This window comes from Pseudomonas sp. P65(2024), assembly GCF_057480955.1.
This window is the reverse complement of record NZ_JBLIYX010000004.1, coordinates 278,930-301,993: the sequence shown is the minus strand read 5'-3', so window position 1 is coordinate 301,993 and position 23,064 is coordinate 278,930. Positions and strand designations below refer to the sequence as shown.

The window sequence follows — 23,064 nt, the reverse complement described above, 5'->3', positions numbered from 1 at the left end:
GGTTCATGCCCACTGGCTGGCGCCCGGCGGATGTGGCCGCCGCTGATCCACAGCCCAAGCAGGACCTGGCGGCGTTTCGCAAGTTCGCGATCCCTCTGGGCGGCGCGCAGCAGCTTTACGTCACCGTGCAGTTCGCGGTCTACGTGGCGCTGGGCAGTTATCTGATGGAGGTGGCGGAGCACGTGGCGTCCGCGGCCCTGATGCTGGGCTGGACGGTGATGGCGTTCGGGCTGTTCGTGTTGGGCGTGGCGCTGGAGGACCGGCCGTGGGCGGGGCGCCTGGAGATCGTGCGGCTGCTGTCGAATGCGCCGGCGCTGTATCTGGCCGGCGCGCTTGGCTTAGTGCTGGTCACGCCCGTGTTCTGGTTGCTGCTCCTGGTTTACAGCCTGCTCAGCCTCGGCGGCCTGGCCCTCTGCCGCCGCGCGGCGCTCGGCGCGGAGGTTGCGAAAACGCCGGCGCAGCCAGAGCAGCAGGCCCAGCACCAGCAGGCCGCCGAGCACCCATAGCTCGTATTTCTTGATGCTGCCGAGCATGCCTTCGAGAATGGCGCCGAAGTGGTAGGCGGCCAGGCCCAGGGCCAGGGCCCACACCGCGGCACCGATGCCGTTGAGCAGCAGGTAGCGGCGCGGCGGGTAGCCGGACAGGCCGATGGCCACCGGCATTACCGTGCGCAGGCCGTAGACGAAACGGAAACTCAGCACCCAGATATCCGGATGGCGGCGGATGTGCTCCAGTGCTCGGTCACCCATGGCCTGCCAGCGCGGCTTGCGGGCGAGGATCTTGCGCCCGTGGCGGCGGCCCATGAAGTACCACAGCTGGTCACCGGCGTAGCTGCCGCAGAAGGCCACCAAGACCACCAGCTTGATGTCCATGTATTCGCGGAACGCAAGAAAGCCCGCGAGCACCAGGATGGTCTCGCCCTCGAAGAACGTGCCGAGAAAAAGGGCAAAGTAGCCGAAATCGTTCAGGAATTGTTGAAGCATTTTCTGGCGTGCTGGCGAAATGAACGCGCAGCCTACCCCTTCGGGCGCGTTGGGGAAAGTGTCCAAATGTGTCTCGACGTGAAGATTCCCTGCAACGACAATGGCTGCGGCCACAAGTCGCAGGGTTGCCCAAGGATGTAACACAGGCGTCATAATGGCCGCTTATAACTGTCGCGCTGCCCGCCCGCGCGGGCTCAGGAGTCTGCCGTGAGCTTTACCCCCGCCAACCGTCTGTTTCCTGCTACCCGCCTGCGTCGCAACCGCCGGGACGCGTTCTCCCGTCGCCTGGTTCGCGAAAACACCCTGACCGTCGATGACCTGATTCTTCCGGTATTCGTGCTGGACGGCGAGGGCCGTCGGGAAGAAGTACCGTCCATGCCGGGCGTCGAGCGCCTGTCGATCGACCTGCTGCTGGAAGCTGCACAGGGCTGGGTGGAGCTGGGTATTCCGGCGCTGGCGCTGTTCCCGGTGACCCCGACCGAGAAAAAGTCCCTCGACGGCGCCGAAGCCTGGAACCCGGACGGCATCGCCCAGCGCGCCACCCGCGCCCTGCGTGCCCGCTTCCCGGAGCTGGGGGTGATCACCGACGTGGCTCTGGACCCGTTCACCACCCACGGTCAGGACGGCATCCTCGATGAAGAGGGTTACGTGCAGAACGACATCACCGTCGAGGCCCTGGTCCGCCAGGCGCTGTCTCACGCCGAGGCCGGCGCCCAGGTGGTGGCCCCGTCGGACATGATGGACGGTCGTCTCGGCGCGATCCGCCAGGCCCTGGAAGAAGCCGGCTACGTCAACGTGCGCATCATGGCCTACTCGGCCAAGTACGCCAGCGCCTACTACGGCCCGTTCCGCGACGCGGTCGGCTCGGCGCTGAACCTGGGCAAGGCCAACAAGGCTTCCTACCAGATGGACCCGGCCAACAGCGACGAAGCCCTGCACGAAGTGGCCACCGACCTCGCCGAAGGCGCCGACATGGTCATGGTCAAGCCGGGCATGCCGTACCTGGATATCGTTCACCGAGTGAAAGCCGAGTTCAAGGTGCCGACCTTTGCCTACCAGGTCAGCGGCGAGTACGCCATGCACATGGCCGCCATCCAGAACGGCTGGCTGAGCGAGGCCGTGATCCTCGAATCCCTCACCGCTTTCAAACGGGCAGGCGCTGATGGCATCCTGACCTATTTCGCCGTGCGTGCCGCTCAATTGATGAGAGGGCAGTAACGCCCTCCAGGAACGTCAGATGAATAACGAAGTGCTAACCCCTGTCGAGATCAAGGATGCCCAGGCCGTGCCCGAAGAGATGGTGCAGACCCCGCCCGATTTGCCAGCGGTAGCGGAGCCGGAAGCAATTGTCGAAGCCGCCCCGGCACCCGCGCCTGCGCCGGCCCCTGCGATCGCCGTGCCGAGCCTGGACGACAGCAGCCTGTACATTCATCGCGAGCTCTCGCAACTGCAGTTCAACATCCGCGTGCTGGAGCAGGCGCTGGACGAATCGTACCCGCTGCTTGAGCGCCTGAAGTTCCTGCTGATCTTCTCCAGCAACCTCGACGAGTTCTTCGAGATCCGCGTGGCGGGCCTGAAGAAGCAGATCAACTTCGCCCGCGAACAGGCCGGCGCCGACGGCCTGCAGCCGCACCAGGCGCTGGCGCGCATCAGCGAGCTGGTGCACCTGGAGGTGGATCGCCAGTACGCGATCCTCAACGACGTGCTGCTGCCGGAGCTGGAGAAGCACGCCATCCGCTTCATCCGCCGCCGCTACTGGACGCCCAAGCTCAAGACCTGGGTGCGCCGTTACTTCCGCGACGAGATCGCACCGATCATCACCCCGATCGGCCTCGACCCGACCCACCCGTTCCCGCTGCTGGTGAACAAGAGCCTGAACTTCATCGTCGAGCTCGAGGGGGTCGATGCCTTCGGTCGCGACTCGGGCCTGGCGATCATTCCGGCGCCGCGCCTGCTGCCGCGGGTCATCCGTGTGCCGGAAGAGGTCGGTGGCCCGGGCGACAACTATGTGTTCCTGTCGTCGATGATTCACGCCCACGCCGATGACCTGTTCCAGGGCATGAAGGTCAAGGGCTGCTACCAGTTCCGCCTGACCCGTAACGCCGACCTGGCGCTGGATTCGGAAGAGGTCGACGACCTGGCCCGCGCCCTGCGCGGCGAACTGTTCTCGCGCCGCTACGGCGATGCCGTGCGCCTCGAGGTGGCCGACACCTGCCCGAAACACCTTTCCGACTACCTGCTCAAGCAGTTCAGCCTGAGCGAGAGCGAGCTGTACCAGGTCAACGGTCCGGTCAACCTGACCCGCCTGTTCAGCATCACTGGCCTCGACAGCCACCCGGAGCTGCAGTACACGCCGTTCACCCCGGCGATCCCCAAGCTGCTGCAGAACGCCGACAACATCTTCAGCGTGATCGGCAAGCAGGACGTGCTGCTGATGCACCCGTTCGAGTCGTTCACCCCGGTGATCGACCTGCTGCGCCAGGCCGCCAAGGACCCGCACGTACTCGCCGTGCGCCAGACCCTGTACCGCTCGGGCGCCAACTCGGAAATCGTCGACGCCTTGGTGGACGCGGCGCGTAACGGCAAGGAGGTCACCGCGGTGATCGAACTGCGCGCGCGCTTCGACGAAGAGTCCAACCTGCAGATGGCCAGCCGCCTGCAGGCCGCCGGCGCGGTGGTGATCTACGGCGTGGTCGGTTTCAAGACCCACGCCAAGATGATGCTGATCCTGCGCCGCGAGCAAGGCGAGATCGTTCGTTACGCGCACCTGGGCACCGGCAACTACCACGCCGGCAACGCCCGCCTGTACACCGACTACAGCCTGCTGACCTCTGACGACGCCCTCACCGAGGACGTCGGCAAGCTGTTCAGCCAGCTGATCGGCATGGGCAAGACCCTGCGCATGAAGAAGCTGTTGCACGCGCCCTTCACCCTGAAGAAGGGCATGCTCGACATGATCGCGCGGGAGACCCAGTTCGCCCTGGAAGGCAAGCCGGCGCACATCATCGCCAAGTTCAACTCGTTGACCGACGCGAAGATCATCAAGGCGCTGTACAAGGCCAGTCAGTCGGGCGTGCGCATCGACCTGGTGGTGCGCGGCATGTGCTGCCTGCGCCCGGGCATCCCGGGGGTATCGCACAACATCCATGTGCGCTCGATCATCGGCCGCTTCCTCGAGCACACCCGGGTGTTCTACTTCCTCAATGGCGGCGAGGAGCAGATCTACCTGTCCAGTGCCGACTGGATGGAGCGCAACCTCGACAAGCGCGTCGAGACCTGCTTCCCGGTGGAGGGCAAGAAGCTGCTGCTGCGGGTGAAGAAGGAGCTGGAGGGGTACCTGACCGACAACACCCAGGCCTGGACCCTGCAGCCGGACGGGCGCTACGTGCGCAGCACGCCGACCGGCAACCAGAACCCGCGCAGTGCCCAGTCGACGCTGCTGGAGCGGCTGAGCAATCCGGTGCTCAACGTACGCTAGTTGGATTGCTAGGGCCGCTTTGCGGCCCTTTCGCGACACAAGGCCGCTCCCACAGGTGATCGCATTTCCCTGTGGGGACGGCCTTGTGTCGCGAAAGGGGCGCAACGCGCCCCCATGGACTTTCAGCGCACGCTAAGCACGAAATTGACCCGCGCCAGCCACTCCGCCTCGTTGGCGAAATCGGCCTGGGTCAGCTGGTTCTGCTCCAGCCAGCCGCCCGGGAAGACCACCTCCAGGCTGTTGTCGCCGGCTTGCAGCTCCACTTTGGGCATCTGCTGGGTGCCGCGGATATGGTGGAACAGAATGGCGAAGCGCAGCAGTACGCACAGGCGGATCAGCTTGACGCCTTCGTCGCCGAACTCGGCAAACTTGTCCTTGGGAATGTTGCGACGGTGGCCACGTACCAGCAGGGCCATCATCTGCTGGTCTTCGCGAGAAAAGCCCGACAGGTCCGAGTGCTCGATCAGGTAGGCACCGTGCTTGTGGTAGTGATAGTGGGCAATATCCAGCCCGATTTCATGGATTTTCGCCGCCCATCCCAGCAGATCGCGCCAGTTGCCCTCCTCCAGGTCCCACGCTGCGGCCACTTGGTCGAAGGCGTGCAGCGCCTTGCGCTCCACGCGCGCGGCCTGGCCCTGGTCGACGTGGTAGCGCTCCATCAGCGAGTTCAGGGTGCGTTCACGCACGTCCTCGTGGTGATGGCGGCCCAGCAGGTCGAACAGCACGCCTTCGCGCAAGGCGCCGTCGCAGTGGTCCATGCGCTGCAGCTCGAGGGCGTCGAAGATCGCCTCGAGGATGGCCAGGCCCGCCGGGAAGATGGTCCGCCGATCGGGCTTGACCCCTTCGAAGTCGATCTTGTCGGTCTCGCCGAGCTTGAACAACTTGCGTTTGACCGCCGCCAGCCCCTCGGCGTTGACCTCGCCGCTGCCCTGGCCGATGGCCTTGATCGCCGCGGCGATGGCGCGGATGGTCCCGGACGAGCCAATGGCCTCGTCCCACGTCAGGCGGTGCAGGGCGTTCTCGATGCTCATCAGCTCCAGGCGCGCGGCGGTGTAGGCCTGGGCGTAGCGCGCCGGGGTGATCTTGCCGTCGCGGAAGTAGCGCTGGGTGAAGCTCACGCAGCCCATCTGCAGGCTTTCGCGTAGCAGCGGCTCGAAACGCTGGCCGATGATGAACTCGGTGCTGCCGCCGCCGATGTCGGCGACCAGGCGCTTGCCGGGGGTATCGGCCAGGGTGTGGGACACGCCCAGGTAGATCAGGCGGGCCTCTTCGCGGCCGGAGATGACCTCGACCGGGTGGCCGAGGATGGCTTCGGCGCGCAGGATGAATTCGTTGCGGTTGCGCGCTTCGCGCAGGGCGTTGGTGCCGACGATGCGCACCGAGCCCTGGGGCATGCCGTTGATCAGCTGGGCGAAGCGCTTGAGGCATTCCAGGCCGCGTTGCATGGCTTCTTCGCTGAGCTTGCGCTCATCGTCGATGCCGGCGGCGAGCTGAACCTTTTCTCCAAGCCTTTCGAGGATGCGGATTTCCGTGTGATGGGCCTTGGCCACGACCATGTGGAAGCTGTTGGAGCCCAGGTCGATGGCGGCAATCAGAGACAGGTTCTTCGCGGTGGTTTGCGGCATGGTCTGGAGGTTCTCGGTCGTTAACCCGGCAATCGTGCCACGATCGCGGGCATACGCCAACGAGCGGCACGGCAAGGCTTGATGCATGGCAATGTCATAGCAATGTTATGACCGTGACATGACAGTTTCGATTCGTGGCGTCTTGCACAACTATAGTTAGACTCAATCGTCCGTGGCTTCCTGTCGCGCCTGGGTGCGGCTATGATGGGCAACGTTTTTTGTGCTTACGACCTGGAGATATCCATGAGCAGCGATCTTATCAAACATGTCACCGACGCCAGCTTCGAAGCCGACGTACTCAAGGCTGAAGGCGCGGTGCTGGTCGACTACTGGGCTGAATGGTGCGGCCCATGCAAGATGATCGCTCCGGTACTGGACGACATCGCCACTGAATACAAGGGCAAGGTGACCATCGCCAAGCTGAACATCGACGAAAACGCCGAGACCCCGGCCAAGCACGGCGTGCGTGGCATCCCGACGCTGATGCTGTTCAAGAACGGCAACGTCGAGGCGACCAAGGTCGGCGCGCTGTCCAAATCGCAGCTCAAGGCGTTCCTCGACGCCAGCCTGTGATGTGATGAAGCCCCGCAAATGCGGGGCTTTTCTTTATCTGCTGTAGGCATTTTCCGTGAGGGCCGGCGAGCCTCGCTATTGCGCCCATCCAGGCGGATAGCCCCGGAAATCGGTGGCCAAAACCACTAGACGTCGAAAAAAGCAAGTGTTACATTCGGCCTCGCACTGCTTCTCCAGTGCCCTCTGCACGCCGTCGCCGAAGCATCCCTAATTCGAATCAGTACGCGATCCTGTCGCCATCTAGCGGCGCGGCCTCATTAAGCCAACGCTTAATTTCTCCCTTCCTTACATGATTACGTCACTCCCCTTATGAACCTGACAGAACTCAAGCAAAAGCCGATTACCGATCTTTTGGAAATGGCCGAACAGATGGGCATCGAAAACATGGCCCGTTCGCGCAAACAGGACGTGATTTTCGCCCTGCTGAAAAAGCATGCGAAAAGCGGCGAAGAGATCTCGGGTGACGGCGTGCTGGAGATTCTCCAGGATGGTTTCGGTTTCCTGCGTTCGGCGGATGCCTCTTACCTGGCCGGCCCTGACGACATCTACGTTTCGCCCAGCCAGATCCGTCGCTTCAACCTGCGCACCGGCGACACCATCGTCGGCAAGATCCGTCCACCGAAGGAAGGCGAGCGTTACTTCGCGCTGCTGAAGGTCGATACCATCAACTTCGACCGTCCGGAGAACGCGAAGAACAAGATTCTCTTCGAGAACCTGACGCCGCTGTTCCCCAACAAGCGGCTGAAGATGGAAGCCGGCAACGGTTCCACCGAAGACCTCACCGGTCGCGTCATCGACCTGTGCGCCCCGATCGGCAAAGGCCAGCGCGGCCTGATCGTCGCCCCGCCGAAAGCGGGCAAGACCATCATGCTGCAGAACATCGCGGCCAACATCACCCGTAACAACCCCGAGTGCCACCTGATCGTCCTGCTGATCGACGAGCGCCCGGAAGAAGTCACCGAGATGCAGCGCACCGTGCGCGGCGAAGTGGTCGCCTCGACCTTCGACGAGCCGCCGACCCGCCACGTGCAGGTCGCCGAAATGGTCATCGAGAAGGCCAAGCGCCTGGTCGAGCACAAGAAGGACGTGGTCATCCTGCTCGATTCGATCACCCGTCTGGCCCGTGCCTACAACACCGTGATCCCGAGCTCCGGCAAGGTGCTGACCGGTGGTGTCGACGCCCACGCCCTGGAGAAGCCGAAGCGTTTCTTCGGTGCCGCGCGTAACATCGAGGAAGGCGGTTCGCTGACCATCATCGCCACCGCGCTGGTCGAGACCGGCTCGAAGATGGACGAAGTGATCTACGAAGAGTTCAAGGGTACCGGCAACATGGAGCTGCCCCTGGACCGTCGTATTGCCGAGAAGCGTGTGTTCCCGGCCATCAACATCAACAAGTCCGGTACCCGTCGCGAAGAGCTGCTGACCGCCGACGACGAACTGCAGCGCATGTGGATCCTGCGCAAGTTGCTGCACCCGATGGACGAGATCGCCGCCATCGAGTTCCTGGTCGACAAGCTCAAGCAGACCAAGACCAACGATGAGTTCTTCCTGTCGATGAAGCGCAAGTAAGCGTTTCAGGCTGGAACTGATTGGGGCTGCTCCGCAGCCCATCGCGACACAAGGCTGCTCCTACAGGATTACTCATTCGCCTGTAGGAGCGGCCTTGTGTCGCGATGGGGCGCGAAGCGGCCCCAGTTCATTTTTGCCCCCAAACAAGGCGTGAACGGCGCTACACTCTGCACCCCGACCGACATGCCCATACGAGGCCCTTGCATGCAGTATCGCGATCTGCGCGACTTCATCCGTGGTCTGGAACAGCGCGGTGAACTCAAGCGCATCCAGGTTCCCATCTCCCCTGTACTGGAAATGACCGAAGTCTGTGACCGCACCCTGCGCGCCAAGGGCCCGGCGTTGCTGTTCGAAAAGCCCACCGGCTTCGACATCCCGGTGCTGGGCAACCTGTTCGGCACCCCCGAGCGGGTGGCCATGGGCATGGGCGCCGAATCGACCGAGGAACTGCGCGAGATCGGCAAGCTGCTGGCGTTCCTCAAGGAACCCGAGCCACCGAAGGGCCTGAAGGATGCCTGGTCGAAACTGCCGATCTTCAAGAAGGTCGTGTCCATGGCGCCGAAGGTGGTCAAGGACGCGGTATGCCAGGAAATCGTGGTCGAAGGCGACGACGTCGACCTGGGCCAGTTGCCGATCCAGCACTGCTGGCCGGGCGACGTGGCGCCGTTGATCACCTGGGGCCTGACCGTCACCCGCGGGCCGAACAAGGACCGCCAGAACCTCGGGATCTACCGCCAGCAGGTGATCGGCCGCAACAAGGTGATCATGCGCTGGCTGAGCCACCGCGGCGGCGCGCTGGACTACCGCGAATGGTGCCAGAAGCATCCCGGCCAGCCGTTCCCGGTGGCCGTGGCCCTGGGCGCGGACCCGGCGACCATCCTCGGCGCCGTGACGCCGGTTCCGGATACCCTTTCCGAATACGCCTTCGCCGGCCTGTTACGCGGCAACCGTACCGAGCTGGTCAAGTGTCGTGGCAACGACCTGCAGGTGCCGGCCACCGCCGAGATCATCCTCGAAGGCGTGATCCACCCCGGTGAGATGGCCCCGGAGGGCCCGTACGGCGACCATACCGGCTACTACAACGAAGTGGACAGCTTCCCGGTGTTCACCGTCGAGCGCATCACCCACCGGCAGAAACCGATCTACCACAGCACCTACACAGGCCGGCCGCCGGATGAGCCGGCAATTCTAGGCGTGGCGCTGAACGAAGTGTTCGTGCCGATCCTGCAGAAGCAGTTCCCCGAGATCACCGACTTCTACCTGCCGCCGGAAGGCTGCTCGTACCGCATGGCGGTGGTGACCATGAAGAAGCAGTATCCAGGCCACGCCAAGCGCGTCATGCTGGGTGTGTGGTCGTTCCTGCGACAGTTCATGTATACCAAGTTCGTTATTGTCACCGACGACGATATCAACGCCCGCGACTGGAACGATGTGATCTGGGCCATCACCACGCGCATGGACCCCAAGCGTGATACGGTGATGATCGACAACACCCCGATCGACTACCTCGACTTCGCGTCGCCGGTGTCGGGCCTGGGGTCGAAGATGGGCCTGGACGCCACGCACAAATGGCCGGGCGAGACTACACGCGAATGGGGCCGGGTCATCGTCAAGGACGAGGCCGTCACCCGCCGTATCGATGAGCTGTGGGACCAGTTGGGAATAGATTGATGCAGGTAACCTTGCAGCCTTCCGGGGCGGTGCTGGCGGTCGAACCGGGTGAAAGGATTCTGGATGCCGCGCGGCGCCTGGGCTACGACTGCCCAAGCAGCTGCCGCAACGGCAATTGCCATGTGTGTGCCGCGCTGCTGGTGGAAGGCCGTGTTCGCCAGGAAGGCCAAGTCCGCGATCACGGTGAACTGTTCACTTGCATCGCCGAGCCGCTGGAGGACTGCGTGTTGCTGTGGGATGGTGTGCTGGCCCTGGGCGAGCTGCCAGTGCGCAAGCTGGCCTGTACCGTGAGCGAATGCGTTGAGGTCGGTGGTTACGTCTGGCGCGTGCGCCTGCGCGCGCCCGCCGGCAAGCCGCCGCGCTATCACGCGGGGCAGTACCTGATGATCGAGCGCGAGGGCATGGACAAGGCGGCATTCTCCCTCGCCTCGGCGCCCCACGGTGGCCGAGACCTGGAGCTGCACGTGCTGGCCCGGGAAAGCAGTGCCGTGCAGTTGATCGAGCAGTTGCAGCGCACTGGTCTGGCGCGGATCGAGCTGCCGTTCGGCGACGCCCACCTGGCGGAGTTGCCCGATGGTCCGCTGGTGCTGATCGCCGCCGGTACCGGCATGGGCCAGATGCACAGCCTGGTCGAGCATTGCCGCGCCCAGGGCTTCAAGCATCCGGTGCACCTGTACTGGGGCGTGCGTCGGCCAGAAGACTTCTACGAGATCGAGCACTGGGACGAGTGGCAGCGCCTGCCCAACCTGTTCCTGCACAAGGTAGTCAGCGACCTGTGCGGCTGGGAAGGGCGCTGTGGCCTGCTGCACGAGGCGGTGTGCGAGGACATCGGCGACCTGAACCAGGTGCATGTCTATGCCAGCGGCTCGCCAAACATGGTCTATGCCACCCTCGATGCGTTGGTCGAGGCCGGCATGGATGCCCACCGCATGCGCGCCGACGTGTTCGCCTACGCGCCGCGTGGGTGAAACCAAACGGCACGCTGCAAGGGCGTGCCGGATTTAATAACCAAGTGTTTTCCATTTGATTATATGGCGGGGATTGTTACCGGCGCGGGTAATAAGTTTCGCTATACTCGGACTATTAGTTTCCGTTCAGCGGATGGTTAAATGAAATCCTGTTTTCGGGGTTGAGTGCAAAGTGCAATTTGCCTTACGTTAGGCGCATGGAAAATTGCAGGGCAAGCCCGCGCCCACGCGATCTTGGGGGCTTGTAGCCCGCGATAGCATTCCTCAGGTACCGCGGCACCCGCACTTTGGTGGTTCACCGGAATTAATGGCGGCATCTTATGTCGACACTTGAAAGTTCATCCTGGCAAGTAGCTTATCCGCCGTCGCTCGACTTCGGACAACAGTTAACCCGCGAACAACTGCAGCGCTCGATGCAGGAAACCATGTCTCAGCACGACGGCGGCCCGGTCTGGCTGTTCGCCTATGGTTCGCTGATCTGGCGCCCTGAATGCAATTCGGTCGAGCGCCAGCGGGCGCGGGTACATGGCTACCATCGTGGCTTGTACCTGTGGTCCCACGAGCACCGAGGCACCCCGGAGTGCCCGGGCCTGGTATTCGGTCTGGACCGTGGCGGTTCTTGCAGCGGTTTCGCCTACCGCCTGGATGAAAGCAACCTCGATGATTCGCTGATGGCCCTGTGGCAACGGGAAATGCCGTTCCCGGCCTATCGCCCGCACTGGCTCAGCTGCCGCCTGGGCGATGGCAGCAAGGTCCAGGCCCTGGGCTTCGTGCTGGAACGACACCTGCCGTGCTACGCGGGCAACCTGCCAGACACCCTGCTCAGCCAGATACTTGCCAGCGCCAAGGGACGTTACGGCACGACGCGCGATTACGTGGAGCAGACCCTCAACGCCCTGCGCAGCCACCAGATGCCCGATCGCAACCTGGAAGCCCGCTTCAGGCGTTGCCACAACCTGCGCGAGGTGTGAGCCCCGCGCATCGGGCTCATTCCTGGCCGGCGGCGGTGCCGAGGAACTTGCGCAGGAACTGGCGGGTGCGCTCTTCCTTGGGATTGGCGAACAGTGCCTTGGCCTCGCCCTGCTCGACGATCACGCCCTTGTCGAAGAAGATCACCCGGTTGGCGACATCGCGGGCAAAGCTCATTTCGTGGGTGACGATGATCATGGTGCGCTTTTCCTCGGCCAGGCCGCGGATGGTCTCCAGCACCTCGCCCACCAGCTCCGGGTCGAGTGCCGAGGTGGGCTCGTCGAACAGGATCACTTCGGGCTCCATGGCCAGGGCGCGGGCGATGGCAACCCGCTGTTGCTGGCCGCCGGACAGGCGGCGCGGGTAGGCGTCTTCCTTGCCCGCCAGGCCAACCTTGGCCAGCAGGCGCCTGGCCAGCTCGATGGCCTTGTCGCGGGGCGTCTTCTTGACGATCACCGGCCCTTCGATGACGTTCTCCAGGGCGGTGCGGTGGGGAAACAGGTTGAAGTTCTGGAACACGAATCCGGCCTGCTGGCGCAGGCGGCGGATCGCACCCTGCTGGCCGCCCAGCGGGCGATTGGCGTCGATGCTGATGTCGCCGATCTGGATACGCCCGGCATCGGGGGTTTCCAGCAGGTTCAGGCAACGCAGGAAAGTGGTCTTGCCCGAGCCGCTGGGACCGATAATGGCGACCACCTCGCCGGGTTGCACGGTCAGGTCGATGCCGTTGAGCACGGTCTGGCCCTTGAACTGCTTGCTCAGGCCTTCTACTACGATCATCTCAGTGCTCCTGGTCGTGCTGGTTGACCCGCGCTTCCATGCGGTTCTGGAAGTGCGCCAGGATGCTGCAGAGGATCCAGTAGACCACCGCGACAGCCAGGTACATGGTGAAGACCTCGAAGGTCCGGGCGGTGATCAGCTGCGCCTGGCGGAACAGCTCGGGCACCTGGATGGTCGCCGCCAGGGCAGTGTCCTTGACCAGCGAGATGAAGCTGTTGCCCAGTGGCGGCAGCGCGGTGCGCAAGGCTTGCGGCAGGATCGCCCGGCGCATGGCCTGGGTGCGGGTCATGCCGATGCTGGCCGCCGCTTCCCACTGGCCACGGTCGATCGAAGAGATCGCCGCCCGGAGGATTTCGCAGACGTACGCCGCCATGTTCAGCGACAGGCCGATCAGCGACGCCGGGATCGGGTCGAGCTCGATGCCGATCTGCGGCAGGCCGAAGTAGATCACGAACAGCTGCACCAGCAGCGGCGTGCCGCGGAAGAACGACACATAGATACGGGCGAGCCAGTCCAGCGGCAGGATCTTCGACAGGCGCATCAGTGCCAGGGCGAAGCCCAGCACCAGGCCGAAGAACATGCCGCCGACACTGAGCAGCACGGTATAGCCCGCGCCCTTTAGCAGGAAGGGCGCGGAATCGACAACGAGTTGCAGGCTTTCAGCGATCATTTGGTGACATCGGCACCGAAGTATTTCTCGGACAGCTTGGCCAGCGTGCCGTCGGCCTTGAGCTTGTCGATGGCCTTGTTCAGCGCCTCGAGCAGTTCAGGCTCGCCCTTGCGCAGGGCCACGCCCGATTCCAGCTTGGAGAATTTCTCGCCGGCCAGTGCGGTGGGTTTCTTGTCCTTGGCGGTTTTCTGCACGTACTCCAGCGCGGCCAGGCGGTCGATCAGGATGGCGTCGATGCGGCCATTGCGCAGGTCGGCGAACTTGGTCGGGTCGTCTTCATAGGTACGGACATCGGCTGTCGGCACGTCCTGTTTCACCCACTGCTCGTAGTTGGTGCCCAGGCCGACACCGACCTTCTTGCCAGCGAGGTCGGCGGCGGTCTTGATGTTCTTCTCGTTATCGCTGCCCTTGAGCACCAGGGCCTGGATGCCGGAAACGGTGTAGGGCTCGGAGAAGTCGTACTTTTTCTTGCGCTCTTCGGAGATGGTCACCTGGTTGATCACCACGTCCAGGCGCTTGGACTCCAGGGCGGCGAGGATGCCGTCCCACTTGGTCGGCTGGACCTTGGCCTTGACCCCCAGCTCCTTGGCCAGCAGCTCGGACAGTTCGACTTCGAAGCCGGTCAGCTTGCCGTTCTCGTCCTGGAAACTGAACGGTGGGTAGGTGCCTTCCAGGCCGACGTTGATCACGCCCTTCTCCTGGATGGTCTTCAACTGCTCACCGGCAAAGGCTTGGCCGAGCAGGCCGGCGCCCAGCAGGAGCGCCAGGCTGGCGTTGAGAAGGGGTTTGGCGAATTTGGTCATGGCAGGCCCCGCGCTTGTTGTGGAAGTAGTGAGGTGGCGACTATAGAGGTGGGCTTCATAGGTCGGGAAATAATAAAAAATCAGGTTGTTATTCCCGTTTCTGCATTTTGCAGTCGCTTATGCCCGACTTAGCTCAGGATGGAATAAAGCGTTGTTTTTTCCAAGAGGCAGATTTGACGTATCGTGGCCTACACCCTCCCTGTAGGAGCGGCCTTGTGCCGCGAAAGGGCCGTTCCAGGGGACGTGGGCATATCGACAACGCCGCCTGGCAGGAGAAACACCCGTGAGCGAACAACCATCAACCGGGCACTGGCAACTGCAGACCATCGTCAGTGGCCTGCGCAGCGCCCGTGAGCAGTGGCGCAGCAACAATGGCCGCAGCAGCGGCGAGCAGGGCGGGCGCGAGCTGCCGTCGCGCGAGGCGCTACGCCAGATTCTCGAGCAGCTGTGTGGTGCGCTGTTCCCCATGCGCCTTGGCCCGGTGGACCTGCGTGAAGAAAGCGAAGACTTCTATGTCGGCCACACGCTGGACGCCGCGCTCACCGCGCTGCTGGCCCAGGCCCGCCTGGAGTTGCGCTACGCGGCGCGCCATGGCAAGACCGATGTGGTCGATGTCGATGGTCACGCCCTGCGCCTGATCCAGGACTTCGCCGCGGCCCTGCCGGCCCTGCGCGTGCTGCTGGACACCGACGTGCTCGCCGCCTACCACGGCGATCCGGCGGCGCGCAGCGTCGACGAGGTGCTGCTGTGCTACCCAGGCATCCTGGCGATCATCCACCACCGCTTGGCCCACCACCTGTACCGGGCCGGCCTGCCGCTGCTGGCGCGGATCAGCTCGGAGCTGGCGCACTCGGCCACGGGTATCGACATCCACCCCGGCGCGCAGATCGGCCCGAGCTTCTTCATCGACCACGGCACCGGCGTGGTGATCGGCGAGACCGCGATCATCGGTGAGCGGGTACGGATCTACCAGGCCGTGACCCTGGGCGCCAAGCGTTTCCCCAGCGACGAGTCGGGCACCCTGCACAAGGGCCTGGCACGCCACCCCATCGTCGAGGACGATGTGGTGATCTACGCGGGTGCGACCATTCTCGGAAGGATCACCATCGGCAAGGGCTCGACCATCGGCGGCAACGTGTGGCTGACCCGCAGCGTGCCGGCTGACAGCAACATTACCCAGGCTAACCTGCAGTTGGATTGCGAGGACAAGAAAGCCCTCTAGCTCAAGGGTTAAGTTGCGTGGGAGCGGGCAAGTCCGCTCCTGCTTCGACCGTTCCTGAAGCGGCATCGGGTCGCATTGAAATCCGATCCATGTTTAACTTGAACGCTTGTTCAACGAAAAACGCTGGTCCATTGCCGGTGTTCAAAAGGAGGAATCGCCTTTGCTGAACCCGTTCAATCCGAACCTCACGTCCTTCGACGAGGTGCCCGTTCAATGAGTGCACCGACCCCCGACCTTGCCCACGGCAAGATCCGCATGAACCCCCCCGTGTTCTACTTCGCGGCAAGCTTCATCCTTGTCTTCGGCCTGATCGTCATCGCCCAGCCCAAGGCGGCCGGCGACTGGCTGCTGGCGGCGCAGAACTGGGCGGCCAACACCGTCGGCTGGTACTACATGCTGGCCATGACCTTGTATCTGGTCTTCGTGGTGGTCACCGCCTTGTCCGGCTATGGCAAGATCAAGCTCGGTGCCGACCACGACGAACCCGAGTTCAGCTACCTGTCCTGGGCCGGGATGCTGTTCGCTGCCGGTATCAGCATCACCCTGTTCTTCTTCTGCGTTTCCGAGCCGCTGACCCACATGCTCCAGCCGCCGCAGGGCGAGGCCGGCACGGCCGAGGCCGGGCGTCAGGCGATGCAGATCCTGTTCCTGCACTGGGGCCTGCACGGCTGGGGCGTGTTCGCTTTCGTCGGCATGGCGCTGGCCTACTTCGCCTACCGGCACAACCTGCCGCTGGCCCTGCGTTCGGCGCTGTACCCGCTGATCGGCAAGCGCATCAACGGTCCGATCGGCTATGCGGTGGACGGCTTCGGCATCATCGCCACGGTGTTCGGCCTGGGCGCCGACATGGGCTTCGGCGTGTTGCACCTGAACGCCGGCCTCGACTACCTGTTCGGTATCAGCCACAGCCAGTGGGTGCAGGTGATCCTCATCACCCTGATGATGGGCGCGGCGGTGGCCGTGGCGGTCGCCGGGGTGGAGAAGGGCGTGCGGGTGATGAGTGACATCAATCTGTTCCTGGCCTGCGCGCTGCTGCTGTTCGTGCTGTTCGCAGGGCCCACCCAGCACTTGTTCAACACCTTGATCCAGAACCTGGGCGACTACCTGGGCGCCTTGCCGCGCAAGAGCTTCGATGTTTACGCCTACGGCGAGCAACGCGACTGGCTGGGCGGCTGGACGGTGTTCTACTGGGCCTGGTGGATTGCCTGGGCGCCGTTCGTGGGCCTGTTCATCGCGCGCATTTCGCGCGGACGCACCATCCGCGAGTTTGTCTTCGGCGTGCTGCTGATCCCGCTGGGCTTCACCCTGGCGTGGATGTCGATCTTCGGCAACAGCGCCCTGGACCAGGTGATCAACCACGGCATGACCGCGCTGGGCCAGTCGGCCATCGACAACCCGTCGATGAGCTTGTACCTGCTGCTGGAAACCTACCCGTGGAGCAAGACGGTGATCGCCGTGACGGTGTTCATCAGCTTCGTGTTCTTCGTCACTTCGGCCGACTCCGGCACGGTGGTGCTGTCGACGCTGTCGGCCAAGGGCGGCGGCGCCGATGAGGACGGTCCGAACTGGCTGCGCATCTTCTGGGGCGCGATGACCGCGCTGATCACCAGCGGGCTGCTGTTCGCCGGCAGCATCGATTCGCTGAAGTCGGCGGTGGTGCTGACCTCGCTGCCGTTCTCGCTGATCCTGCTGTGCATGATGTGGGGGCTGCACAAGGCCTTCTACCTGGAAAGCCAGCGGCAGATCGCGCAGATGCACTCGTTGGCGCCCTTCGCCCAGTCCCGGCGCGGGCGTGGCGGCTGGCGCCAGCGTCTTAGCCAGGCTGTGCACTTCCCGTCGCGGGACGAGGTGTATCGCTTCATGGACGACGTGGTGCGTCCGGCGATCGCCGAGGTGCGCGAGGTGTTCGAGCAGAAGGGATTGGTGCTGATCACCCAGGATGACCCGAGCCACGACAACGTCAGCCTGAAGATCGGTCATGGCGAGGAGCAGCCGTTCATCTACCAGGTACAGATGCGCGGGTACTTCACGCCGTCGTTCGCGTTGGGTGGGCTGGGGACGCAGGAGTTGAAGAATCGCCGCTACTACAGGGCCGAGGTGCACTTGAGCGAAGGCAGCCAGAACTACGACCTGGTGGGCTACAGCAAGGAGCAGATCATCAACGACATCCTCGACCAGTACGAGCGGCATATGCAGTACCTGCATCTGGTCAGGTAGATCGCTGGCTTCCACAGGGTTGTTGCAAAACCTGTGGGAGCTGGCTTGCCAGCGAAAGGAGGCCAAAGGCCTCCCCCGGATCTTTCAGAAAGGCGCATCCCCCAGGATGGTCGCCCGATGCATCACCCGCCGGCTGGGGCGGTAGTCATCCACCGCAAAGTGCTGCGTGACGCGGTTGTCCCAGAACGCCACGTCGTTTTCCTGCCAACGCCAGCGAATGCTGAACTCCGGCCGCGTCGCATGGGCGAACAGCAGCTTGAGCAGCGCCTCGCTCTCCTGCTCGTTCAGCTCGTTGATCCGCGTGGTGAACCCTTCATTGACGAACAATGCCTTGCGCCCGCTGACCGGATGGGTGCGCACGACCGGGTGCGACAGCGGCGGGTTGTTGCGCCGGGTCGCCTCCCAGCGTGCCAGGTCCTCGGGCGTGGTGCCGAAGCGCTCCAGCGGGAACGACTTGGTGAAATCGTGGGTGGCGGTCAGGCCGTCGAGCATCGTGCGCAGCGGCGCCGACAGCGCCTCGAACGCGGCGATGCCGCTGGCCCACAGGGTGTCGCCGCCAAAGGCCGGCAGTTGCTTGGCGCTGAGCACCGCGCCCAGCGCCGGGGTCGGCAGGAAGGTCACGTCGGTGTGCCAGACGGCGTTGTCGCGCACATCGGTGACCGCGGTGTCGAGGATCAACACCTGCGGCGTCTGCGGCACATTGGGGTAGATCGGGTGGATGTGCAGGTCGCCGAAGCGGGCGGCGAAACGGGCCTGCTGTTCGGGGGTGAGCGGCTGGTCGCGGAAGAACAGCACCTGGTGTTCGAGCAGCGCCTGCTCGATGGCGTCACGCTGTTCGAGGGTGATGTCGTGGCTGATGTCCACGCCGCTGATCTGCGCGCCAAGGGCTGGGCTCAAGGGGGTAACTGTCAGGCTCATGTCTTTTCTCGTTCCAGGTGCCGGGTTGCCGGCGTGGTCATTTGGTCAATGGCTCTGGCCATGCCAGGGCACCAGCTTGCGCTGCAGGGCGCGCAGGCCCATCTCCAGGGCGAAGGCGATCAGGGCGATCAGCAGGATCCCCAGCACCACCACGTCGGTGACCAGGAACTGCGCCGCTGACTGCACCATGAAGCCCAGGCCGCTGGTGGCGGCTATCAGCTCGGCGGCGACCAGGGTCGACCAGCCCACGCCGAGGCCGATGCGAATGCCGGTGAGGATGTCGGGCAGGGCGCTGGGCAGGATCACATGGCGGATCAGTTGCGCCCGGGTTGCCCCCAGCGACTGCGCGGCGCGCAGCTTGGCCGGGTCGACGGTGCGCACGCCGGTGGCGGTGGCGATGGCGATCGGGGCGAAGATCGCCAGGTAGATCAGCAGCACCTTCGACAGCTCGCCAATGCCGCACCAGATGACGATCAGCGGCAGGTAGGCCAGTGGCGGGATCGGCCGGTAGAACTCGATCAGTGGGTCGAGGATGCCGCGGGCCACGCGGTTGTAGCCGATGGCCAGGCCGACGGGGATGGCGGTCAGGGTCGCCGCTACCAGCGCCAGGCCGATACGGCCCAGGCTTGCGCCCAGGTGCTGCCAAAGGCTGGCGTCCATGTAGCCCTGGGTGAGCAGTGTCCAGCCCTTGGCCAGGATGTCGGCGGGCGAGGGCAGGAACAGCGGTTCGATCCAGCCGGCCGCGGTCACTAGCCACCACGCCAGCAACAGGGTGGCCAGGGTGAGGGTGCTGATCCAGCGGGTCGACAAGGGCTTGCGGGGCTTCACCGCAGGAGGTGTGCGTTGTGCCTGCTTGGTGGTGGTGGCCGGCAATTCGATGCTGCTCATGCGGACTCCTGACGTTGCGAGAATACCCGCGCCAACACGTGCTCGCGGGTTTCGATGAAACGTGGATCGGACTTGATCGCCCTGGCCGACTCGCCAGCGGCGTAGCGCTGGCCGAAGTCCAGCTGCAGACTTTCGACCACGCGCCCCGGATTGGGCGCCAGCAGCACCAGTTCGGTGGCGAGGAACACCGCTTCCTCGATGTCGTGGGTGATCAGGAACACCGGCTTGGCGGTGCGCTGCCAGACTTGCAGCAGCAGCTCCTGCATCTGTTCGCGGGTAAAGGCATCGAGGGCACCGAACGGCTCGTCCATCAACAGCACCCGTGGGTCGGCGGCCAGCGCCCGGGCCAGACCCACGCGCTGCTTCTGCCCGCCGGACAACTGCCAGATACGCCGCTCGCCGAAGCCGGCCAGGTCGACCAGCGCCAGCATCTCGCGGGCCTTGGCTTCACGCTGGGCACGGGACACGCCGGCCAACTCGAGGCCGAAGGCGACGTTGCCGAGCACGTCCTGCCAGGGCAGCAGGGCATCGTCCTGGAACACCACGCCACGTTCGGCGCCCGGACCTTGCACCGGCGCGCCGTCGAGGCTGATGCGCCCGCCGCTGGGGGCGACGAAGCCGGCGATCAGGTTGAGCAACGAGGTCTTGCCGCTGCCGGACGGCCCGAGGGCCACCAGCAGCTGGCGCGGGCCCAGGCTCAGGTTGATGTCGGCCAGCACCGGGGTAGCGGCGCCGGGGTACTGTGCGCTGATGCGCTCCAGTTCGAGCAAGGCCATGACGGGCTCCGGATCAGTTGGGCAGGTATTGGGCACTGACGTAGGGCGAGTAGTCGGGCAGCACGGCGTCGACCTTGCCTTGTTGCTTGAGGAAGGTGGCGGTGTCGGTCAGCGCCTGGGTGGTCGGCGCGCCCAGTGCGCTGGCCTGGTCGGCAGCCAGCGGGTAGACGTTACCCTGCAGCAGTACCGGGATATCGGCGGGCTTGGCGCCGGACAGCTTGACCAGTTTGGCGACGTTCTCCTTTTCGGCCAGCCAGGCTTTCGGGTCCTTGCGGTAGTCGGCGTAGGCGTCGAGGGTGACCTTGGCGAACGACTTGACGATTTCCGGGTGCTTGGCGGCGAAGTCCTTGCGCACGATCCAGGCATCGAAGGTCGGCGCGCCTTTCTCGGCCAGCTCGCCCGAGGTGATCAGCACCTTGCCGTTCTCCTTGGCCACGCCCAGAGCCGGGTCCCAGACGTAGGTGGCATCGATGTCGCCGCGTTTCCAGGCGGCGATGATCGCTGGCGGGGCGAGGTTGAGGATCTGTACTTTCGATGGGTCGATGTTCCAGCTCTTCAGTGCGGCCAGCAGGCTGTAGTGGCCGGTGGAAACGAACGGCACGGCGACCTTCTTGCCCACCAGGTCCTGCGGGGTCTTGATGCTGTCGCGGGCGACCAGGGCCTCGCCGGCACCGATCTGGGTGGCGATCAGGAAGGTCTCGACCGGCAGCTTGCGGGTGGCGGCGGCGGCCAGCGGGCTGGAGCCGAGGTAGCCGATCTGCACGTCGCCCGAGGCGACCGCGGTGATCACGTCGGCGCCATTGTCGAACTTGCGCCAGTCGATGCTGGCCTTGCTGTCCTTTTCATAGGTGCCATCGACCTGGGCCACCTTGGCCGGGTCGACGGTGGTCTGGTAGGCGACGGTCAGGTCGGCGGCCTGGGCCAGCCAGCTGGCACTGGCGAGGGTCAGGGCGGCGAACAGGCGCAGCGGAGCGTGCGGGATCATGATTGAACCTCTCGTCAGGCATTCTGGGATGGATGGCGAGAAGACTAGATGATCTAAGAAATAGTAAATAAATAACTTTTTAGAATTAGCTTAAAAGCCAAACGCTCTGAACCTGCGCGGGATGCAGGCTCGTCGTGATCCCTGGCTTGGTTCGTTTCGACAGGACGGTGCGAAGCTGGCGCAATCGCTGAAGACAGCTAGTCTTTATCGATTTCTGCGGGGGGACTGCTGGTCGACAGCTCGGCAAACGTTTGCACATAACCTAAAGGTATGATTGACGGCGTCGATACAACGTTTTGTAGGAATGGTTCCGATGTTATTCCGTAAAAATCTTACAGATTCATAAAACGGTCATTTTGGATTTATAGGATTGTCATTATCCTGTAGCGCAGGTCAGCGGGTTAGACCAAAGTCGCAGATCGACCGTTAGCGATTGACTTGGCGGTCACGCATTGGTGCTAAATCGCCAATCCGGGCGAGTGGGGCAGCAGATCCCGCCGCTTGAGACGCACAAAAATTAGAACGTAGAGGAGCAAAACATGTACAAGTCCAGCCTGGCCCTGGCCGTGGCACTGGGGGTTCTCGCCCAACAAGCAGGCGCTGCCGGTTTCATCGAGGACAGCAAGCTGTCCCTGAGCTCGCGCACCATGTACTTCAACAACGACAACCGTGAAGCGCCTGGTAGCAAGCCACGTCCTGACGTGCGTGAGTCCGGTCAAGGTTTCAAGCTTGACTACATCTCCGGCTTCACCGAAGGCACCGTTGGCTTTGGTGTGGACGCTCAAGCCCTGTGGGGTATTCACCTGGATGGCGGCAAGGGCTACCACCAGAACGGCAGCAGCTTCTTCCCTAGTGACTCCGACGGCTCTGCCGAGAAGCAGTGGGCACGTCTGGGCGCCAATGCAAAGGCTCGTTTCTCCAAGACCGAGGCGCACTTCGGTAGCGCACTGGCACCTAACCTGCCAATCCTCGTGTCCAACGATGGTCGTCTGCTGCCACAAACCTTTGAAGGTGGCACCATCTCTTCGAAAGAGATCGACAACCTGACCCTTAATGCCGGTCAGCTGACCCACGCTATGGGTCGTTCGTCGAGCAACCGCACTGGTCTGTCGGTGCAGGGCGCTACGCAGGAAAGCAACAAGTTCCGCTACGCCGGTGCTGACTGGAAGGTCACCAAGGACCTGACCCTGCAGTACTACTACTCGAACCTGGAAGACTTCTACAAGCAGCACTTCCTGGGCGCGACTCACGTGTTCCAGATCGCTGACGACCAGTCGTTCAAGACTGACCTGCGCTACTTCAAGAGCAGCAAGGACGGCAAGAACGGTGAAGCCGGTTACGAGTTCAAGAACAACAACGGCTACGCCAAGAACCCAGGCGAGGTCGACAACAAGACCTGGTCGGCCATGTTCACTTACACCCTTGGTGGCCATGCACTGATGCTGGGCCACCAGCAGGTCAGCGATGATGGTGGTTTCGTCTGGCTGAACCAAGGCAGCCTGGTCGACGAAGGTGCTGGCGGCGCAAGCTTCTATCTGTTCACCGACAGTATGATCAACCAGTTCGCCAAGGCCGGTGAAAACACCACCTTCGGTCAGTACTCCTACGACTTCGCTCGCCTGGGTGTGCCGGGCCTGAAAGCCTCCGTCGCCTACCTGCGCGGTGAAGATGGCCGTGCCACCAATGGCCATGGCACCTTCAGCGAATGGGAGCGTGACGCACGTGTTGATTACGTTCTGCAAAGCGGCGCCCTCAAAGGACTGGGCTTCAGCCTGCGCCAGGGTGTCTACCGTGGTACTGGTTCGGGTTCCGCAGCCGACCAGGACCAGACTCGCTTCATCGTCAACTACACTTACGCCTTCATGTAAGTCGTAGCGGCATCAAGAAAGCCTCGTCTAGTGCGAGGCTTTTTTGTGTCTGCGAATCCGTATGCTTAATGGTTATAAATAAATCGATATTTATTCTTTTT

The 23,064-nt window shown here is 63.5% G+C and carries 19 protein-coding genes; 10 read left to right on the top strand and 9 right to left on the bottom strand.

The genetic code is table 11. The annotated features are described in order from the left end of the window. Window positions 1-338 precede the first annotated feature (338 nt). Window positions 339-983: a DedA family protein gene (locus tag AC25MA_RS08850; RefSeq protein ID WP_186594834.1), complete on the bottom strand. Its 645-nt coding sequence runs from the start codon at window positions 981-983 to the stop codon at window positions 339-341. 207 nt (window positions 984-1,190) lie between these two features. Here AC25MA_RS08850 and hemB point away from each other — a divergent pair, with 207 nt between their 5' ends. Then, window positions 1,191-2,201, top strand: coding sequence for a porphobilinogen synthase (gene hemB, locus AC25MA_RS08845; protein ID WP_028689236.1), 1,011 nt, complete (start codon window positions 1,191-1,193; stop codon window positions 2,199-2,201). A gap of 19 nt (window positions 2,202-2,220) precedes the next feature. Next, entirely contained in the window at window positions 2,221-4,461 is a 2,241-nt protein-coding gene (gene ppk1, locus AC25MA_RS08840) for a polyphosphate kinase 1 (protein WP_486971962.1), read from the top strand. Window positions 4,462-4,583: 122 nt separating this feature from the next. On the opposite strand, the gene ppx is transcribed toward ppk1, so the two are convergent. After that, a complete protein-coding gene (gene ppx / locus AC25MA_RS08835) occupies window positions 4,584-6,086 on the bottom strand; it encodes an exopolyphosphatase (protein ID WP_028689234.1) in 1,503 nt (500 codons plus the stop codon). A 243-nt stretch (window positions 6,087-6,329) separates the two neighbouring features. Here ppx and trxA point away from each other — a divergent pair, with 243 nt between their 5' ends. The 5 genes from trxA (at window position 6,330) to AC25MA_RS08810 (ending at window position 11,838) form a co-directional block, all read left to right on the top strand. Beyond that, entirely contained in the window at window positions 6,330-6,659 is a 330-nt protein-coding gene (gene trxA, locus AC25MA_RS08830) for a thioredoxin TrxA (RefSeq protein WP_186594832.1), read from the top strand. Between the two features lie 309 nt (window positions 6,660-6,968). Beyond that, window positions 6,969-8,228: a transcription termination factor Rho gene (gene rho / locus AC25MA_RS08825; RefSeq protein ID WP_011536308.1), complete on the top strand. Its 1,260-nt coding sequence runs from the start codon at window positions 6,969-6,971 to the stop codon at window positions 8,226-8,228. A 204-nt stretch (window positions 8,229-8,432) separates the two neighbouring features. Then, window positions 8,433-9,899, top strand: a complete 1,467-nt coding sequence (gene ubiD / locus AC25MA_RS08820) for a 4-hydroxy-3-polyprenylbenzoate decarboxylase (protein ID WP_062575556.1) — start codon at window positions 8,433-8,435, stop codon at window positions 9,897-9,899. Continuing rightward, window positions 9,899-10,867, top strand: a complete 969-nt coding sequence (locus tag AC25MA_RS08815) for a CDP-6-deoxy-delta-3,4-glucoseen reductase (protein WP_486971961.1) — start codon at window positions 9,899-9,901, stop codon at window positions 10,865-10,867. The genes ubiD and AC25MA_RS08815 overlap by 1 nt, the downstream gene beginning before the upstream one ends. A gap of 320 nt (window positions 10,868-11,187) precedes the next feature. After that, window positions 11,188-11,838, top strand: a complete 651-nt coding sequence (locus AC25MA_RS08810) for a gamma-glutamylcyclotransferase (RefSeq protein WP_028689230.1) — start codon at window positions 11,188-11,190, stop codon at window positions 11,836-11,838. 16 nt (window positions 11,839-11,854) lie between these two features. Here AC25MA_RS08810 and tcyN read toward each other — a convergent pair whose 3' ends face one another. Genes tcyN through tcyJ form a run of 3 tightly spaced genes read right to left on the bottom strand, consistent with a single transcriptional unit; the run spans window position 11,855 to window position 14,089 of the window. After that, entirely contained in the window at window positions 11,855-12,616 is a 762-nt protein-coding gene (gene tcyN, locus AC25MA_RS08805; protein WP_028689229.1) for an L-cystine ABC transporter ATP-binding protein TcyN, read from the bottom strand. A gap of 1 nt (window position 12,617) precedes the next feature. Continuing rightward, on the bottom strand, window positions 12,618-13,286 hold the full coding sequence (gene tcyL / locus AC25MA_RS08800; RefSeq protein ID WP_028689228.1) for a cystine ABC transporter permease: 669 nt from the start codon (window positions 13,284-13,286) through the stop codon (window positions 12,618-12,620). Beyond that, window positions 13,283-14,089, bottom strand: coding sequence for a cystine ABC transporter substrate-binding protein (gene tcyJ / locus AC25MA_RS08795; protein WP_028689227.1), 807 nt, complete (start codon window positions 14,087-14,089; stop codon window positions 13,283-13,285). The genes tcyL and tcyJ overlap by 4 nt, the downstream gene beginning before the upstream one ends. Window positions 14,090-14,372: 283 nt before the next feature. Here tcyJ and epsC point away from each other — a divergent pair, with 283 nt between their 5' ends. Continuing rightward, window positions 14,373-15,311 (top strand): serine O-acetyltransferase EpsC, encoded by a 939-nt coding sequence (epsC, locus tag AC25MA_RS08790; protein ID WP_028689226.1) that lies wholly within the window; start codon window positions 14,373-14,375, stop codon window positions 15,309-15,311. 255 nt (window positions 15,312-15,566) lie between these two features. Continuing rightward, the gene (gene betT, locus AC25MA_RS08785; RefSeq protein WP_162175250.1) at window positions 15,567-17,528 is read left to right on the top strand and encodes a choline transporter BetT; all 1,962 of its coding nucleotides are present in this window, start codon (window positions 15,567-15,569) and stop codon (window positions 17,526-17,528) included. An 84-nt stretch (window positions 17,529-17,612) separates the two neighbouring features. Here the strand turns inward: betT and tauD are convergent, their stop codons facing one another. From tauD to tauA, 4 genes are read right to left on the bottom strand one after another with little or no spacing between them, the layout of a single operon-like run. Beyond that, entirely contained in the window at window positions 17,613-18,446 is an 834-nt protein-coding gene (gene tauD / locus AC25MA_RS08780; protein WP_028689224.1) for a taurine dioxygenase, read from the bottom strand. 45 nt (window positions 18,447-18,491) lie between these two features. Then, the gene (tauC, locus tag AC25MA_RS08775; RefSeq protein ID WP_247283787.1) at window positions 18,492-19,334 is read right to left on the bottom strand and encodes a taurine ABC transporter permease TauC; all 843 of its coding nucleotides are present in this window, start codon (window positions 19,332-19,334) and stop codon (window positions 18,492-18,494) included. Further along, window positions 19,331-20,110 carry a taurine ABC transporter ATP-binding subunit gene (gene tauB / locus AC25MA_RS08770; RefSeq protein WP_279153206.1) on the bottom strand — a complete coding sequence of 260 codons (780 nt, stop codon included), beginning with the start codon at window positions 20,108-20,110 and terminating at the stop codon, window positions 19,331-19,333. The genes tauC and tauB overlap by 4 nt, the downstream gene beginning before the upstream one ends. 13 nt (window positions 20,111-20,123) lie before the next feature. Next, the gene (gene tauA / locus AC25MA_RS08765) at window positions 20,124-21,095 is read right to left on the bottom strand and encodes a taurine ABC transporter substrate-binding protein (RefSeq protein ID WP_349738206.1); all 972 of its coding nucleotides are present in this window, start codon (window positions 21,093-21,095) and stop codon (window positions 20,124-20,126) included. A gap of 539 nt (window positions 21,096-21,634) precedes the next feature. Between tauA and AC25MA_RS08760 the strand changes: the two genes are divergently transcribed. Further along, window positions 21,635-22,963, top strand: a complete 1,329-nt coding sequence (locus AC25MA_RS08760) for an OprD family porin (protein ID WP_236180570.1) — start codon at window positions 21,635-21,637, stop codon at window positions 22,961-22,963. Window positions 22,964-23,064 lie beyond the last annotated feature (101 nt).